Source organism: Actinomadura sp. DC4, assembly GCF_030406325.1.
GTDB lineage: Bacteria > Actinomycetota > Actinomycetes > Streptosporangiales > Streptosporangiaceae > Actinoallomurus.
On record NZ_JAUEQY010000024.1, the window covers coordinates 1 to 14,032 of the forward strand.

Consider the following 14,032-nt stretch of genomic DNA (forward strand, 5'->3'; position numbering starts at 1 on the left):
CGGGGTTGGTAAGTATGGGGATGAGACGGTGTTGGGGGTGTTGGCCGATGGTGATTACTTCGGTGATCGGGCGTTGGCGGGGTCTCAGGACACGTGGGACTTCACCGCCAAAGCCGCCACACGCTGCCTTCTCCTGTCGCTGTCCCGCGAGACCTTCGACGAGCTGACCGAGGAGTCCGAAGAGCTACGGGACCACCTCGACCGTCTCCGCGACGGCACGACGCCGACGCAGAACAAGCACGGTGAGGCCGCCATCACGCTGGCCTCGGGGCATGTGGGTGAGCCGGTGCTGCCGGGCACGTTCGTGGACTACGAGCTGTCGCCCCGGGAGTACGAACTGAGCGTGGCCCAGACCGTGCTGCAGGTGCACACGCGCGTCGCCGACCTCTACAACCAGCCCATGGACCAGGTCCAGCAGCAGTTGCGGCTGACCGTCGAGGCGCTGCGCGAGCGGCAGGAGCACGAGCTGGTCAACAACCGCGAGTTCGGGCTCCTCCACAACGCCGACCTCAAACAGCGCATCCACGCCCGATCCGGGCCGCCGACCCCGGACGACATGGACGAGCTCGTGAGCCGCCGCCGCAAGTCGCGGTTCTTCCTCGCCCACCCGCGCGCGATCGCGGCGTTCGGCCGCGAGTGCAACCGGCGTGGCATCTACCCGCAGAACGTCGAGGTCGAGGGCCGCGCGGTGGCGGCCTGGCGCGGCGTGCCGGTCCTGCCGTGCAACAAGATCCCCATCACCGACGACGGCACGACCTCGATCCTGTGCATGCGGACCGGTGCCGACGACCAGGGCGTCGTCGGGCTCCACCAGAGCGGCATCCCCCACGAGATCGAGCCGAGCATGTCGGTGCGGTTCATGGGAATCAATGAGAAGGCCGTCATCTCGTACCTCGTCAGCGCCTACTACTCGGCGGCCGTCCTCGTCCCCGACGCGCTCGGCATTCTCGAGAACGTCGAAATCTCTCGTTGAGAGGCGTGCCCACCTGATGACCACAACGGATGAGTCGAGAGCGGCCCGTACGGCCGCCAAGGTGCTGGCCTGGAGCCGAAGCACGGTCGAGCCGGCGCTGCGTGCGGCCGTCGACACGCTGCCGAGCTCGATGCGCCTGGTCGCGGGCCACCACTACGGCTGGTGGGACGAACGCGGCGAGCCGGTCCAGGCCGCGGGAGGCAAGGCCATCCGGCCCACACTCACCCTGCTGGCCGCCGAGGCGGTCGGCGGCGATCCGGCGGTCGCGGTGCCGGCGGCGGTCGCCGTCGAACTCGTGCACAGCTTCTCGTTACTGCACGACGACGTGATGGACGGCGACCGCACCCGCCGCCACCGCCCGACGACCTGGGCCGCGTTCGGAGTGGGCCCCGCGATCCTCGGCGGCGACGCGCTGCTGACGCTGGCCTTCGACGTCCTGGCCGCGAGCGACCACCCGGCCGCCGCGGACGGCATGCGGCGCCTGAGCGCCGCCGTGCAGGACCTGGTCGACGGCCAGAGCGCGGACATGGCCTTCGAGACCCGCGCGGACGTCGACCTCCGCGAATGCCTGACCATGGCCGAGGGAAAGACCGCCGCCCTCTTAGGCTGCGCCTGCGCCCTGGGTGCCTTCTACGGCGGCCGCCCGGACCTGGTCCCCGGCCTGGGAGCCTTCGGCGACCGACTGGGCCTGGCCTTCCAACTGGTCGATGACCTGCTGGGCATCTGGGGAGACCCGGAGGTCACGGGCAAGGCCGTGTACGCGGACCTCCGCCAGCGCAAGAAGAGCCTGCCGGTCGTTGCCGCCCTGACCTCGAACACCCCGGCCGGCCACGAATTCGCGGACCTCTACCACCGGGAAACCTCCCTGACCGACGACGAACTCGTCCACGCGGCCGGCCTGATCGAACTGGCCGGAGGCCGCACCTGGTGCCGCCGAAAGGCGGACGATCTGCTGACCGAGGCCCTGTCCCACTTGAGATCGACCGCCCCGGCGGACCGCCCAGCGGCCGAACTCACCGCCTTGGCCGACCTGGTCACTCGCCGAGACCACTGACCTGGGCCGCACGCCAGGCGTTGACCCGAGCCCCTGAGGGCCGGTTCGTTGGAGCGCCGCCGGCGTCCGCGGATCCATGCCACCGCCCGTCTCCGCGTAATCCGCAGGTCTGCATGGTCCAGCCGAACCCCGGTCACCCGCCGAGACCACTGGTCCTGGCTGTTGAACATGAGCCACCGAGGGGCCGGTTCGTTCGCTGGTGGCCTCCGGGATCCATGCCACCGCCCGAGGCTTCGCCACCCGCTCTCGCACTTCCGCGGGTCGTCTCGGGGCGCGCCACCCGCGCCATCATCTCGAAGCGGTGCGTGACCTGCACGTTTCGTGTCACTCTGGCTCTCACGGCAATGCGGGCCGAACTCATCCGCCCGCACCCCGCCTATCGGACTGGTTCGACGACCGAGACACCTGTAGGGTGCATGCGAATTACATGATTACATGATTTCGGGGAGGTCGTGCGATGATCGTTGAGTACATCCGTTACCGCGTGCCCGACGGCGAGGAGTTCGAGGCCGCCTACCGCCGCGCTGTAGTGCCACTGGACAAGGCGTCCCAGTGCCTGGACTACGAGTTGTCCCGATGCGTCGACGAACCCGGCGCCTACACCCTCCGTATCGTCTGGACCTCCGCGCAGGGCCATCTCGAAGGCTTTCGGAACGGCGAGCACTTTCAGGCGTTCTTCGCCGAGATCAAGCCGTACGTGTCGAACATCGAGGAGATGCGGCACTACGAACCCGTGATCGAGAAGACCCAGCCGACATTGTTCGACTGGGCGGGTGGCGCGGAGGCGCTCGAACGGCTGACCGATGCCTTTTATGGAAAGGTGGCGAAAGACGACCTGGTCGGGCCGTTGTTCGCTCATATGGACCCGAGCCACCCACGCTACGTGGCGATGTGGCTGGGCGAGGTCTTCGGCGGACCCACTCATTACAGCCGAGAGCGCGGCGGCCACGCGCACATGGTCTCCAAGCATCTCGGGAAAGGGATCACCGAGCAGCAGCGTCGCCGGTGGGTGAGCCTGCTCATGGACGCCGCCGACGACGTGAGTCTGCCCTCCGACCCCGAGTTCAGGGCGGCGTTCGCGAGCTATATCGAGTGGGGCACCCGCCTGGCCGTGTATTTCTCCCGGCCCGGCGCCACCGCTCCCGGCGAAGGGCCGATGCCACGCTGGGGCTGGGGGGCCGCCCCGCCGTACCGGCCCTGACCGAAGACGCCTACCGGGCGCTCCGCAGGTCGGACCAGCGGGTCGGATGGCCGGATGCATCCGTGGTCAGCCAGGATCCGTCTCCCAGCGGTTCGAGGTCGTACGGGCTCTTTCCATGGGCGTCGAACTCGGCTCCCACCTGGCCAGACCGCAGGTCGACGGGGTAATGGTGCCACCATTCCTGCTCGTCCTCCGTTTCTCCGACAATGGTGACGATGGCCGTGTCCGGGCGGAGGTAGCCGCCGCTCCACTCCACGAAAGCGTCCTCCGGGTCGTACCCGAAGGTCTCGATCGGGATTTTCAGCTCTACCTCGCCGCCTGGATAGGTGTGGAAGGCCACGTCGCCCTGGTCGTGGTCGACGGTCATGAAACGGTCCCCGTCCGGGGCCAGGTCGATGAGGCATCGGTCCGACCACGGGTAGCGGACGAGGTCGAGGCGGTCGCCGGCCGGCGTTCCGCGGAAGATGATCGAGCCGTCCTGGCCTTCTCCCACGTTCAGCAGGAGACTCTCGCCGGCCGGGTGGCGGAGTTGTTCGGCGCCGTGTCCGACGGTCTCCAGGTCGGCGTGGTCGATGGTCCGGCCGGTCTCGGCGTCCAGGACGACCCACTGGTCGAGGCGTTTCCGGCCGGCCATGCTGTCGGGGCGGTAGATCCAGACCAGCCGGTCGTCCAGGGACAACGCGCAACCCGGGTGGTGGCCGTGCCGCTCCGTCGCCGGCGGCTCGAACGCCGAACGCCAGATCTCGGTCCCGTCGTCGGTCATGCAGACGGCCGCGTTCACGGTCGTGTAGACGGCTCGCCGGAGATCGGCGGAGACCGCGTGGTCGACGACCTCCTCGGACGGCCGGAACACCGCCGCAGGGGACAGCGTGCCCCAGGAGCCGGGGGCGATGTCGTACGCGCAGATGCGTCCGTCGACCAGACGCATGGGGAGGGATCGCTGGACCATGATCGGAGGGTAGTGCTCCGGGCCTGGTCGTGATCCTGGGTCACTCCGTGCGCGCCTCGTACGTGGCTCGGCTCGCCTCGATGTGGGGGACGTGTTCGATGGCCCAGCCCGCGAGGGCCAGTGCGGGCGGGATGAGGCTTTTGCCGGTTACGGTCAGCGCGTACTCCACTCGCGGCGGGACCTCCGCGTGGACCGTACGGGTCACCAGGCCGTCGCGCTCGAGGTTGCGCAAGGTCAGGGTCAGCATGCGCTGAGAGATGCCGGGTACCTGCTGGTGCAGCTCGGTGAAGCGCAGCGTGCCCTGGTCGAGAGTCGCCACGATCAGCAGCGTCCACTTGTTGCAGATCCGGTCCAGAATCGTACGGATCCTCCGGCCGCCGTCGCCTCTGATCATGCAGGTGTGCTCGTATTCGGACATGACAGCCCCTTGTGCCTCACTTACACGTCTGTGCCTTTTGTAGACCTTTCAATACTGACGCATCATGAAGCTACTTACGGCCGGTGACCGTCCTGTTCACGGCCGTTTTCCCGCCGTCGAAGGGCTCTCATGGAACTCGCCTACTGGATCGTCGCGGCGCTGCTGGCGGTGTTCTACGTGTACGCCGGAGGTAAGAAGGTCATTCAGAGCCAGGAGCGGCTCCGGCCGATGATGGGCTGGGTCGACCGCGTCCCGATGCCGCTGGTCAGGGCGATCGGTGTGCTGGAGGTCCTCGGCGCCGCCGGCCTGATCCTGCCCCCGCTGACGGGGATCGCCGCCTGGCTCGCCATCGCCGCGGCGATCGGGCTCGTCCTGATCCAGGTCGGCGGCATCGCGGTCCACCTGTCCCGCGGCGAGGCCCGGCAGATCGGGCTCAACATCGCCCTTCTCGCGGCCGCCGTCGCGGTCGCCTGGCTGGGCACCACCTGGCTCTGAACCGCCCCCGCACGGCCGAACCGCTACGCGATGCTCGGACGCCGGCGCCCTTCCTGCCGGGCGGGGAAGGTGAAGGGCCGGAGGCGTTGACCGTGCCGGCCCTTCACCGGCGGCCGGGGCGCTTCCACCCGCACCGGCCCTGCGTTTCCGTTTGCCCGCCCGTAGCACCAGACTGAGCGAAAAGGGAACGCTCGACATCCCTCTGACGTCGACCTGTATTACACCGCAGGGAAAAGCCGGAACACGACTGCAAGCATCGCCAGTGACCAGGATAGAACGCATCGCATCAATGCTGAACGACGCTCACCACATTGCAACACGCCATTTCGCGTTCGGGACGAGTGCACCGGCACGAGCTTCACAGTTCTCTGGCGGGCACGCCATCTCTGGGGCAGTATTGCTACACCAAAGGGAGTCGGCGGGATCCGTGACTTCCACCGGCGAGGAACCACCGGCCCCCTTTGCGTGACAGTCCCGCCCGTAGCACGGTAATCGGACCGACCGAAAACGGAGATATACCTATGGGTCACAGACAACGTTCCGGGCTGGCCGATGCTCCCCGTACGCGCGGCGGCCTCGTGTCCCTGGGCGTCCCCACCATCATCCCGGCATTCGTCGCCCAGGCGCTGGTCGCGACCCTCGCGTCGGGGCCGAGGTGATCAAGTGGTGGCGACACGACGGCGAGGGGCGCCGGTGACCGCGACCAAGGGGCCGGCGCCGCTCGAACCGGAAGAAGACCAAGAGCCGCTCATCGAGCATCTCCGCGAAGAAGAACTGCGGGATCGCATTCGTACTATCGACGATGAAATGGCCAAATGGAGGGCCAAACTCAGCCTCTTGCTGAATGCCGCCGTCCAGTACGAGCTCAACAAGGTCGCCGGCGATGACGGCGTCGAGGTCATCGCCTCGGTCGTCGGCATTCACGCCGAGGCCATCTGGCCGCTTCTCGCCGGGTCCTATCGCGCCACCCCGACCGTATGGATGCGGCTCGAACGCATCCTCATGCTCTGCCACGCCAGCGAAGGCGTCGAACGCGTCACCACCGCGCGCGGCTATTTCGACCGGCTGCTCGATCTCACCGCGGAAAGGGACCGGGCGTTGAACCGCCGGGTCGAACTCAGCCGGCGCAAGCGCGGCAAGGAGGCCGGGATCGGCGCCACCCGCGTCCCCGAGCCGGAGAAGGCACCCGGCGACAGCACGGACCCACCCGTCACTCCACCGGCAATCCCCGACCTGCGCGGACACGACCAGCGGCCCGACCCGCTGCTGGCCGACACGCCGGAAGGCTTCGTCGCCGCGATGCGCGCCTACCACGCGTGGGCCGGCAACCCCAGCCTGCGCGAGATGGAACGACGCTGCGCCAAGCAGATCTCCTACTCGACCTTCCGCACCATGCTCAACGGCGGCTCCCTCCCGGCCAAGCTCGCCTCGGTCGAGACCTTCGTACGGGTCCTCGGCGGCACCACCGAGGACCTCCAACGCTGGGCGACCGCGTGGCGGCGAATAGCCATGAACGGCGACGAGGCGGGTGGAGGGGACCGGCAGTCGAACGAGCCCTGACCCCGCCGGAGCGCGGAGCCGACGTGCAGCCGTAGGGGAGGCGCTACCCCAGCTGGTCGCGGCGGCGGGTCAGGTAGGCGATCTCGGCGGTATTGCCGGCCAGTTCGATGGCTTCGTCGTACGCCGCGCGCGACTCCTGGTTCCGGCCCAGTCTGCGCAGCAGGTCGGCGCGGGTGGCGTGGTAGGCGTGATAACCGACCAGTTCGTCCCGAAGACGGTCGACGGCGGCCAGTGCCACCTGCGGGCCGTCGAGTTCGGCGACCGCGATGGCCCGGTTGAGCGCGACGATCGGTGAGGGGTCGAGCCGGACGAGCTGGTCGTAGAGGGCGAGGACCTGCGACCAGTCGGTGTCGCGCATGTCGCCGGCGGAGGTGTGTACGGCGTTGATCGCCGCGAGGATCTGGTACCGGCCAGGGGCCACCCCGGCGGCGAGCCGCTCGCGTACCAGCCGGTGGCCCTCGGCGATCAGCGCCGTGTCCCAGGCCCCGCGGTCCTGCTCGGCGAGTGTGACCAGTTCGCCGCCGGCCGAGACCCGGGCGCTGCGGCGGGCCTCGGTGAGGAGCATCAGAGCCAGCAGCCCGGCCGCCTCGCCGTCGTCCGGGAGGAGGGCACGGATCAGGCGGGTGAGCCGGATCGCTTCGGCGGTCAGGTCGTGCCGTACGGGATCGGTGCCGGGGCCGGTCGCCAGGTAGCCCTCGTTGAACACCAGGTAGAGGACGGCGAGCACGCCGGAGACGCGCGTCGGCAGGTCCTCGGCGGACGGCACGCGGTAGGGGATGCGAGCCGCTTTGATCTTGGCCTTCGCGCGGGTGATCCGCCGCTCCAACGCGGTCTCCCGTACCAGGAAGGCGCGGGCGATCTCGGGCACGGTCAGGCCGCCGACCAGACGCAGCGTCAGCGCCACGCGCGCCTCCACCGCCAGCGCCGGGTGACAGCAGGTGAAGATCAGCCGGAGCCGGTCGTCGTCGATGGCGCCGGCAGGCTCGGGCGGGTCGTCGTCGTAGACCATCTGAGCCTCCTTGTGCTTGTCGTCGCGTTTGTTCTCGCGCCGGATCCGGTCGATGGCCTTGCGATTTGCGGTGGTGGTCAGCCAGGCGCCGGGGTTGGGAGGCACGCCGTCGGCCGGCCACCGCTGTACGGCGGTCGCGAACGCCTCGGCGGCCGCCTCCTCGGCGATGTCGAGGTCACCGAAGCGCCTGGTCAGGGAGGCGACCACCCGAGCCCACTCCTCGTGGTGGGCCCGGGTGATCGCGTCTTCGACGTCGCTCACTGGAACGGCCGTACCTCGATCTTCCGATCGCAGGCCTTCGACGCCTCGGCGGCGAGCTTGAGCGCCACATCCAGATCGGGGGCCTCCCACACCCAGAGGCCCGCGAGGTACTCCTTCGACTCCACGAACGGCCCGTCGCTGAACACCGCCTGCTCACCCCGGTTGTCGATGACGGTGGCCGCGTCGGTGTCCGCGAGTCCGCCCGCGAAGACCCAGTGGCCCTCGGCGATGAGTCGTTCGTTGAACGCGCTGATGACAGGCTGCCTGTCCGTACTGCCGGGATTGCTCTTGTCGTCGATCACGGAAACCAGGTACTGCATTTGAAGATCATCTCCTCTGGTGGTCGGGACAGGGTGGTCCGGTGGTCAGGGACCTCAAGCCGTTGGCGCGTACTGCGGGCGCCCGGCGGGCCGGTAGACCTGGATCGTCACGCCCTTGGAGTCGACGCGCGACTCGACCAGGTCGAGCGCGAGATCGGGGCCCGCGTCGGGGAACAGCCGCGCGCCCTGGCCGACGACCACCGGGACGGTGATCAGAGTCATCTCGTCGACCAGGTCGTTCTCCAGCAGCCACCGGGTCAGGATGCCACTGCCGTGTACCTGCAGCTCACCCCCCGGCCTGGCCTTCAGCTCCCGGACGGCGGCCGCGAGGTCTCCGGGCAGGACGGTCGTGCCCGACCAGGCCGGATCGGCGAGGGTGGCCGACGCCACGTACTTGGGCTTGGCGTTCAACGCCTCCACCACGGACTCCCAGCCAGGGGCATCCTGGACCGTGAAGGTCCCCCATGAGCCGGCGAACAGCTCATAGGTCCGCCGCCCGAACAGGAACGCCTCGGCCCGCTCGTAGGTCTGGTCGATGAACGCCCGGGTCTCGCCGTCGCCCTTCCCCAGTGCCCATCCGCCGCGCTCGAACCCGTTCCTGCGGTCCTCGTCCGACGCGCCGCCGTTTCCCTGCACCACTCCATCGACGGTGACCTGAGTCGTGGTCGTCAGCTTCATGATCGCGGTACCTCTGCCTCGGCGCCGCCCCTCGTGGGCGGCCTCACCCCTGCTACGAACACCACCGCCCCGATCCGACACCTCTTCCCGGATTTCTTCGAAGAACTTTTCCGGGACGCCGTGGAGCGTGAGCGGGGCGGTGACGTGCTGCCCGAGCTCAGCTCGGGCGTCGCGCCGGGGCGCAGGACCAGCGGCCGTCGTGCCAGCCGCAGGTCTGCTCGTAGCCGGAACGGAACGACCCGAGCCAGGGGATGCCGTCCTCGTAGCGCGCAGGCGGCGGTGCCGGCGCGAAGTTCGCCGCGTCGTCGGTGCTGCCGCTCCCGTCGTAGCGTGCGACGGCCGGATAGGGGTAGACCGGCCGGGTCCGTACGACGGTGTCGTCGTCCTGGCGCTTCGTGGCGACGAGCCGGTCGGGTGCGACGCCGTTCTCGACCCAGGCGAGGGTGGGGGTGAGCGCGTCGATCGCGTCCGGTCCCTGACCGGCACCGCAGTGGGAGACGCCCGGCAGCATGAACAGGCGGGCGAACCGCTGCGTGGCGTCCGTCCCGCCCATGCGCTCGGTGAGGGCGTGGTAGTAGGCGATCGTCCCGTACGGCGAGATCGCCGGGTCTGCCCAGCCGTGCCAGAGGAGGAGCTTCCCACCCGCGGCGCGGAAGGCCGTCAGGTCGGGGTCGGTCGCGTCGTAGACGCCGGCCCGCCGGTAGATCTCGCGGAACGTCGCCGAGTCGTAGCGCAGGTCGTGCAGTGTCGCCGACGGCCGGGCGGACGGGTAGGCGAGGTACTTCAGCGCGTTCGTCGCATTGGCCTCGGTCGCGGACGGGGCGCCGGTGGCGGTCGGGGTGACCCAGCGTTCCCAGTTCGCCTCCGAGCCCACGGGCTCACCCCCCGGGTACATCCGCCGGCCCTTCTCGTCGCGTGGCCCGTCGTACAGCTTGCGTACGGCACCGATCTGCGCGTCGGTGAGGCAGTTCGCGCGGTCGGTTCCCGTCGCGCAGCGCAGACTCCGCGGATCGAACGCGCAGGCACGCGGGTCCTCGATCTGGCCGTCGGTCAGACCGTCCTTCGCGTCGCACTCGCGCAGGACGGCGGCGTGCAGCGCGGGAAGCTTGGCGGCGGTCAGGATGGGCCGGCCCCGCGCGTCGGTGTTGGCGGTGGCGTGCCAGCCCGCGGACCAGACGATGAGCGACGTGAGCGACGCCGCCGGGGCGCCGGCGACGATGCCGTCGAAGTCATGCGGGTAGCGCTGCGCCTCGGTCATCCCCTCGTGGCCGCCCTGCGAGCAGCCGTCGAAGTAGGAGTAGCGCGGGCCCTGTCCGTAGTAGAGCGAGATGAGCCGTTTGGCGACGAGCGCGACGACGTGGTCGGCCCGGTAGCCGAAGTCGACCCCGAGCTGCGGATCGGCGCCGAACGTGGCGTCGAAGCCGGAGACGCCGACGTGCCCCTCGTTGTCGGTGGCCAGGACGAAGTCGCCGCGGTTCAGTGGCACGCATCCGTCCGTCGCGTCGGCGTAGAAGTCGATGTTCCCGCAGAACGACGCGCACCCGATCTGCAGATACCGCTGCCGCCACGTCTTGGTGGGGAGGAACACGTCGAACTGGATCTGCGGCGCCACGGTTCCCTTGACCTCGCAGGCCGCCGAGCCGTCCGGCGAGGTCGCCGCGGTCGCGGACCCGATGACCGCCGGAGCGCCGGGCGTCCCCGACAGGTCCTGCCCGGCGAGGGCCGCGCAGTCGGTCCTCGGCAGCACCACGGGCGGGCCGGAGGGCGAATCGGCGGCCACGCCGGCCGTACGGGGCGCGGCCTGGCCGCCGCCGGCCATCACGAAGACGGCGAGAACGGCGAGCATGACCGGTAGCGCCCGTCCAGCGGTGCGGCCGGCGCGCCCCCGCGCCCGGCCCCGTACACGAGTACGCATGCGGTTTCCTCCCCGTTTCGCGGCGTACGCGTGATCGCTGGACCCCCTGCGACCTCACGACACGAGCAACCGGAAGCTAAATGTGCCGCGAGCACGTGTCAATACCGAACCGGACGTCCGGAAACCGCGCTGGATCCCGGCGAAAATCGCCACGCCCTCTGATCTGTCACCATTACGGCTGGTGATCATCCAGCGCCCGCTGACGGCCGTTTCCGGTCGCCCGGTCACCAGTCTGGCTCGATGCCTCCAGCGCGCGGGGGAGCCGGTCGAAGAGATGGCGGCCACCGCGAACGATGGCCTCCCGGCGCCCGTCGAAGAAGTGCAGGGAGATGTCACTTACCATTGATTCCGACGTGTGGGTTCAGCGGTCTGGCACAGGTGTTCTAGCCTTTGTGAAGCGTCGACCGGAATACTTACTTTATCCTTATGCGATCGCGTCCGGTCAGGTCCTTCCCGGCGTGATTCCTGTAGCGTGCCCGTATGTCCGTGTATAAAGGCGGACGCCATGGCTTCGAGCGACCGCCGAAAGACCGATCTCGGGCCATCAGGGTCCTTGCTGCCGGCGGGTCCGCACAGGCGTTCCGCGCCGACATCTCCGAAGCCCCCCAACGCGCCTGCGTCAGCGTCACCACGGGGGAATTGCCTCGGTCGTCTGCGCTCGTAGTGAAAGGAAAAATTGATCATGAGTGTTGCGGGAGTGAAAGCAGTGTGCAATGGGTGGCGTACGTCACGGTTCAGCTGGGGTGGAGTGGCGTGTGTGCAGGCTCGCGTGGAGATGGTGTCGGTCGGAGTAGGGGCCGGCGAAGTGGCTGGGTCCTTAAGCGCCGATTCTTTAGCACGCCGCCCGGGAGCTTCCAGGGGGCGGGCCATAGGAGTGGAGGCATGGGCAGGGTCGCGCCCGGTATTGGAGGATCGCGTAGTCGCAGCGGCTAAAATGGCGACGTTGGATGAGGCGCGCCGCTTTTCTGGTCCCGGGCCGGTACCGGACGCTGGGAGGTTCGGGGAATATTGCCTGGCGATGGTAGAGGAATTGGCCCGCCGATTGTTCCCGGGCTTCGGTGTCAGAATCACCGGGCGGGCGACGGATGATGCGGCGGCCGGTACGAGGGGGCGGACGCGCCGATATCTGGGGGTTCCGGCTGGAGCGTGGATGCCAGTCACCGGGTGGGAAGAGCTGGCCCGGTCCGTGAAGGAAGCCGGGGTGGGGACGGCAGCGTTCGTAGTGGTGGGTAGGCCCAACCGGATCGGTCACGCCATGGTGTTGGCCCATAGCGATACCGGTCTGGTGAAGATCGACCCGACCACCCCGCCGCCTCCTGCGGGCAGGGCCAATGCTCATGCTTACGGCATGGCATCGGTGTCCGCTGAGGAACTGCGGGACGCTGACGGGGTGGGGCCTTCGCTGATCGAGACACGTGCGCTGATCATCACTCCCAACGGTCGACCCCGCGCTCTTGCCATTCCTGCGACCGTGGGTGCCTTGACCGACCCCGTTGACACCCTCATCGGCGCTCCTCCCGTACCGGCAGACTTCCCTAAGAGTGAGGTCACGAATGATGAACTAGTACAGGCTGCCGCCGACGCGCGAGCCATTGGCATATCCGAGCTAGCGGATTTTACGCGATACTGTCGCGCCGACATGGATTGGAAGGTTTCCAACAAACGTATCGGGGTGGCATGGTCAACAGAGAAAGCCGGGGCTGAGGTCACCGAAGTTCAACTAGAACAGGCCGCCATCGATGCGCGAGCCACAGGTATGACCAGCTCGGTTAAATTTTCGCAACACTGTCGCGAAGTCAAACACTGGGCGATCGGTAATGATCGCGCCTTCGCGGCGTGGGCGCGGGCGAAGAACAAGCCCTCTGTCACCTCCAGGGACCTGACTCAGGCAGTCGCCCGGGCGCAAAGCGAAGGAATCAGAAATGGGCCTGCATTCCTCAAATTTGTCCGCAAGACGCATAAGGTCAGCGCAAAAGCCGCCGCTGCGGCCTGGGCGCAGAGGTATGCGGGAGACGAGACCGTGGAGGGGGTCCCGCTGTCCCATGTGGCCGCGATCTCGCCCCCGGCCGACCCGGCGACCGCCGCCGGGTATCGGCCGCGGCCCGGGCCACAGCAGGCGGAGTCCTCGTTCGCGGGGAGCAACGCACCTCCCCGGCCTTCGTATGATCCGCCGAGGATGTTCAGCCCGGCGCCGGGCGCCCAGCGGCAGGCGCCGGCAGGCGGGGCGAGCGGACCCGATTCGGCGCAGGCTCGCCGGCTCTTGGCGCAGTTCGGCCTGGATCTGGTGGAGGTGCCCTCGGACGGCGACTGTTTCTTCAACGCGTTCTTACGTACGCTCGGGCATAACGGAACCGCCGTTGAGCTGAGAACGACCCTCGCGCAAGACCTGGAGAACCCGCAAGTCCGAGAGAGGCTGCTCCAGACCGAACTTCAGGCCGCCGAACGGAGCTGGATCAATCGATCCCGAGCGGGAGTCAACCTCGCACTGCTCCACGCCGACCCCACACAGCTCCAGGCCACCATGTGGCGCGAAATCGCGAATCAGATCCGCACGGGCGACTGGGCCGGCGAAGGCGGAGACCTGGCAGCCCACCTGGCCGCAGCACGCTTCGGCATCCAAATACGCGTCCTGTTCCCCCACGGTGGGCACCTGATGATCGGCAACGCCCTGGACCCCACCATCACCTTGTACCACCCGTCCAACCACTGGGACGGCACCCGTATCAGGACATCGCCCCCCTCCATTCCCGGCCATCACCCTCACGGAGGGTACGGCGCAGGCGGCTCCGGCTGGAGCGGACAGAACCGCTATGGGCAGGACGGATCCGGGCGCAGGGGGATGCGGCAAGCAATACGCGACGACCCAAGGCTCCAGCCACTCCAGGCCGGTCCGATCGCCCGCACCGACGAACATGGATTCACCTGGTTCTCGCCGTCCCCCAGCGCCTACGACGCACACGGCGACTGGATCGCCCCAGAAGAGCAAGCCTGCGTCAACGTCGCCATCATCACCCTTATCCGTCCAACAGGGGGATAGGCCTGTTGGAAATGCGGCACTTGGCGATATCGGTGCTGGTCATGGCGTGCTTCTGATGGCACCAGGCGCTGTGAGCGCTGACTTGGCGGGCGGCGAGGATCGCGTTGCGTTCAGCGTGGCTGCGCGCCTTCAGCATCTCGCGGGCGAGGGCGCCGTGGACGC

At 68.5% G+C, this 14,032-nt stretch carries 14 protein-coding genes; 8 read left to right on the forward strand and 6 right to left on the reverse strand.

The window, feature by feature from the left end; genetic code table 11:
- The 3 genes from QWU11_RS32485 to QWU11_RS32495 form a co-directional block, all read left to right on the forward strand.
- On the forward strand, positions 1-973 hold a 973-nt coding region (locus tag QWU11_RS32485; protein WP_290118303.1), incomplete at its 5' end, for a family 2B encapsulin nanocompartment shell protein.
- Between the two features lie 16 nt (positions 974-989).
- Positions 990-2,027, forward strand: coding sequence for a family 2 encapsulin nanocompartment cargo protein polyprenyl transferase (locus QWU11_RS32490; protein ID WP_290118304.1), 1,038 nt, complete (start codon positions 990-992; stop codon positions 2,025-2,027).
- Positions 2,028-2,484: 457 nt separating this feature from the next.
- Entirely contained in the window at positions 2,485-3,228 is a 744-nt protein-coding gene (locus QWU11_RS32495; protein ID WP_290118305.1) for an antibiotic biosynthesis monooxygenase, read from the forward strand.
- Positions 3,229-3,238: 10 nt separating this feature from the next.
- Here the strand turns inward: QWU11_RS32495 and QWU11_RS32500 are convergent, their stop codons facing one another.
- Positions 3,239-4,177: a hypothetical protein gene (locus QWU11_RS32500; RefSeq protein WP_290118306.1), complete on the reverse strand. Its 939-nt coding sequence runs from the start codon at positions 4,175-4,177 to the stop codon at positions 3,239-3,241.
- A 40-nt stretch (positions 4,178-4,217) separates the two neighbouring features.
- Positions 4,218-4,595, reverse strand: coding sequence for a helix-turn-helix domain-containing protein (locus tag QWU11_RS32505; protein WP_290118307.1), 378 nt, complete (start codon positions 4,593-4,595; stop codon positions 4,218-4,220).
- A gap of 129 nt (positions 4,596-4,724) precedes the next feature.
- On the opposite strand from QWU11_RS32505, the gene QWU11_RS32510 reads away from it, so the two are divergent.
- The 3 genes from QWU11_RS32510 to QWU11_RS32520 all read left to right on the forward strand — a co-directional run bounded on the left by QWU11_RS32510 (position 4,725) and on the right by QWU11_RS32520 (position 6,650).
- The gene (locus tag QWU11_RS32510) at positions 4,725-5,090 is read left to right on the forward strand and encodes a DoxX family protein (RefSeq protein ID WP_290118308.1); all 366 of its coding nucleotides are present in this window, start codon (positions 4,725-4,727) and stop codon (positions 5,088-5,090) included.
- A gap of 521 nt (positions 5,091-5,611) precedes the next feature.
- Positions 5,612-5,749 carry a hypothetical protein gene (locus QWU11_RS32515; RefSeq protein WP_290118309.1) on the forward strand — a complete coding sequence of 46 codons (138 nt, stop codon included), beginning with the start codon at positions 5,612-5,614 and terminating at the stop codon, positions 5,747-5,749.
- 34 nt (positions 5,750-5,783) lie between these two features.
- A complete protein-coding gene (locus QWU11_RS32520) occupies positions 5,784-6,650 on the forward strand; it encodes a hypothetical protein (protein WP_290118310.1) in 867 nt (288 codons plus the stop codon).
- Between the two features lie 43 nt (positions 6,651-6,693).
- Here QWU11_RS32520 and QWU11_RS32525 read toward each other — a convergent pair whose 3' ends face one another.
- From QWU11_RS32525 to QWU11_RS32540, 4 genes are all read right to left on the reverse strand, one after another.
- Positions 6,694-7,920, reverse strand: coding sequence for a DUF6596 domain-containing protein (locus tag QWU11_RS32525; RefSeq protein WP_290118311.1), 1,227 nt, complete (start codon positions 7,918-7,920; stop codon positions 6,694-6,696).
- Positions 7,917-8,240 (reverse strand): YciI family protein, encoded by a 324-nt coding sequence (locus tag QWU11_RS32530; protein WP_290118312.1) that lies wholly within the window; start codon positions 8,238-8,240, stop codon positions 7,917-7,919. Before QWU11_RS32530 ends, QWU11_RS32525 begins: the two co-directional genes overlap by 4 nt.
- Before the next feature lie 54 nt (positions 8,241-8,294).
- Positions 8,295-8,918 carry a dihydrofolate reductase family protein gene (locus QWU11_RS32535; RefSeq protein WP_290118313.1) on the reverse strand — a complete coding sequence of 208 codons (624 nt, stop codon included), beginning with the start codon at positions 8,916-8,918 and terminating at the stop codon, positions 8,295-8,297.
- Between the two features lie 157 nt (positions 8,919-9,075).
- Positions 9,076-10,833 (reverse strand): tannase/feruloyl esterase family alpha/beta hydrolase, encoded by a 1,758-nt coding sequence (locus QWU11_RS32540; protein ID WP_290118314.1) that lies wholly within the window; start codon positions 10,831-10,833, stop codon positions 9,076-9,078.
- A gap of 181 nt (positions 10,834-11,014) precedes the next feature.
- Between QWU11_RS32540 and QWU11_RS32545 the strand changes: the two genes are divergently transcribed.
- Positions 11,015-11,179, forward strand: coding sequence for a hypothetical protein (locus tag QWU11_RS32545; protein WP_290118315.1), 165 nt, complete (start codon positions 11,015-11,017; stop codon positions 11,177-11,179).
- A 672-nt stretch (positions 11,180-11,851) separates the two neighbouring features.
- Entirely contained in the window at positions 11,852-13,870 is a 2,019-nt protein-coding gene (locus QWU11_RS32550) for a toxin glutamine deamidase domain-containing protein (RefSeq protein WP_290118458.1), read from the forward strand.
- Positions 13,871-14,032: the final 162 nt, after the last annotated feature.

What these genes read in the sequence shown, in the direction of transcription:
- QWU11_RS32490 (WP_290118304.1), top strand. Translation starts at nt 990, where the DNA reads ATGACCACAACGGATGAGTCGAGAGCGGCCCGTACGGCCGCCAAGGTG.
- QWU11_RS32495 (WP_290118305.1), top strand. Translation starts at nt 2,485, where the DNA reads ATGATCGTTGAGTACATCCGTTACCGCGTGCCCGACGGCGAGGAGTTC.
- QWU11_RS32500 (WP_290118306.1), bottom strand. Translation starts at nt 4,177, where the DNA reads ATGGTCCAGCGATCCCTCCCCATGCGTCTGGTCGACGGACGCATCTGC.
- QWU11_RS32505 (WP_290118307.1), bottom strand. Translation starts at nt 4,595, where the DNA reads ATGTCCGAATACGAGCACACCTGCATGATCAGAGGCGACGGCGGCCGG.
- QWU11_RS32510 (WP_290118308.1), top strand. Translation starts at nt 4,725, where the DNA reads ATGGAACTCGCCTACTGGATCGTCGCGGCGCTGCTGGCGGTGTTCTAC.
- QWU11_RS32515 (WP_290118309.1), top strand. Translation starts at nt 5,612, where the DNA reads ATGGGTCACAGACAACGTTCCGGGCTGGCCGATGCTCCCCGTACGCGC.
- QWU11_RS32530 (WP_290118312.1), bottom strand. Translation starts at nt 8,240, where the DNA reads ATGCAGTACCTGGTTTCCGTGATCGACGACAAGAGCAATCCCGGCAGT.
- QWU11_RS32535 (WP_290118313.1), bottom strand. Translation starts at nt 8,918, where the DNA reads ATGAAGCTGACGACCACGACTCAGGTCACCGTCGATGGAGTGGTGCAG.
- QWU11_RS32540 (WP_290118314.1), bottom strand. Translation starts at nt 10,833, where the DNA reads ATGCGTACTCGTGTACGGGGCCGGGCGCGGGGGCGCGCCGGCCGCACC.
- QWU11_RS32550 (WP_290118458.1), top strand. Translation starts at nt 11,852, where the DNA reads ATGGTAGAGGAATTGGCCCGCCGATTGTTCCCGGGCTTCGGTGTCAGA.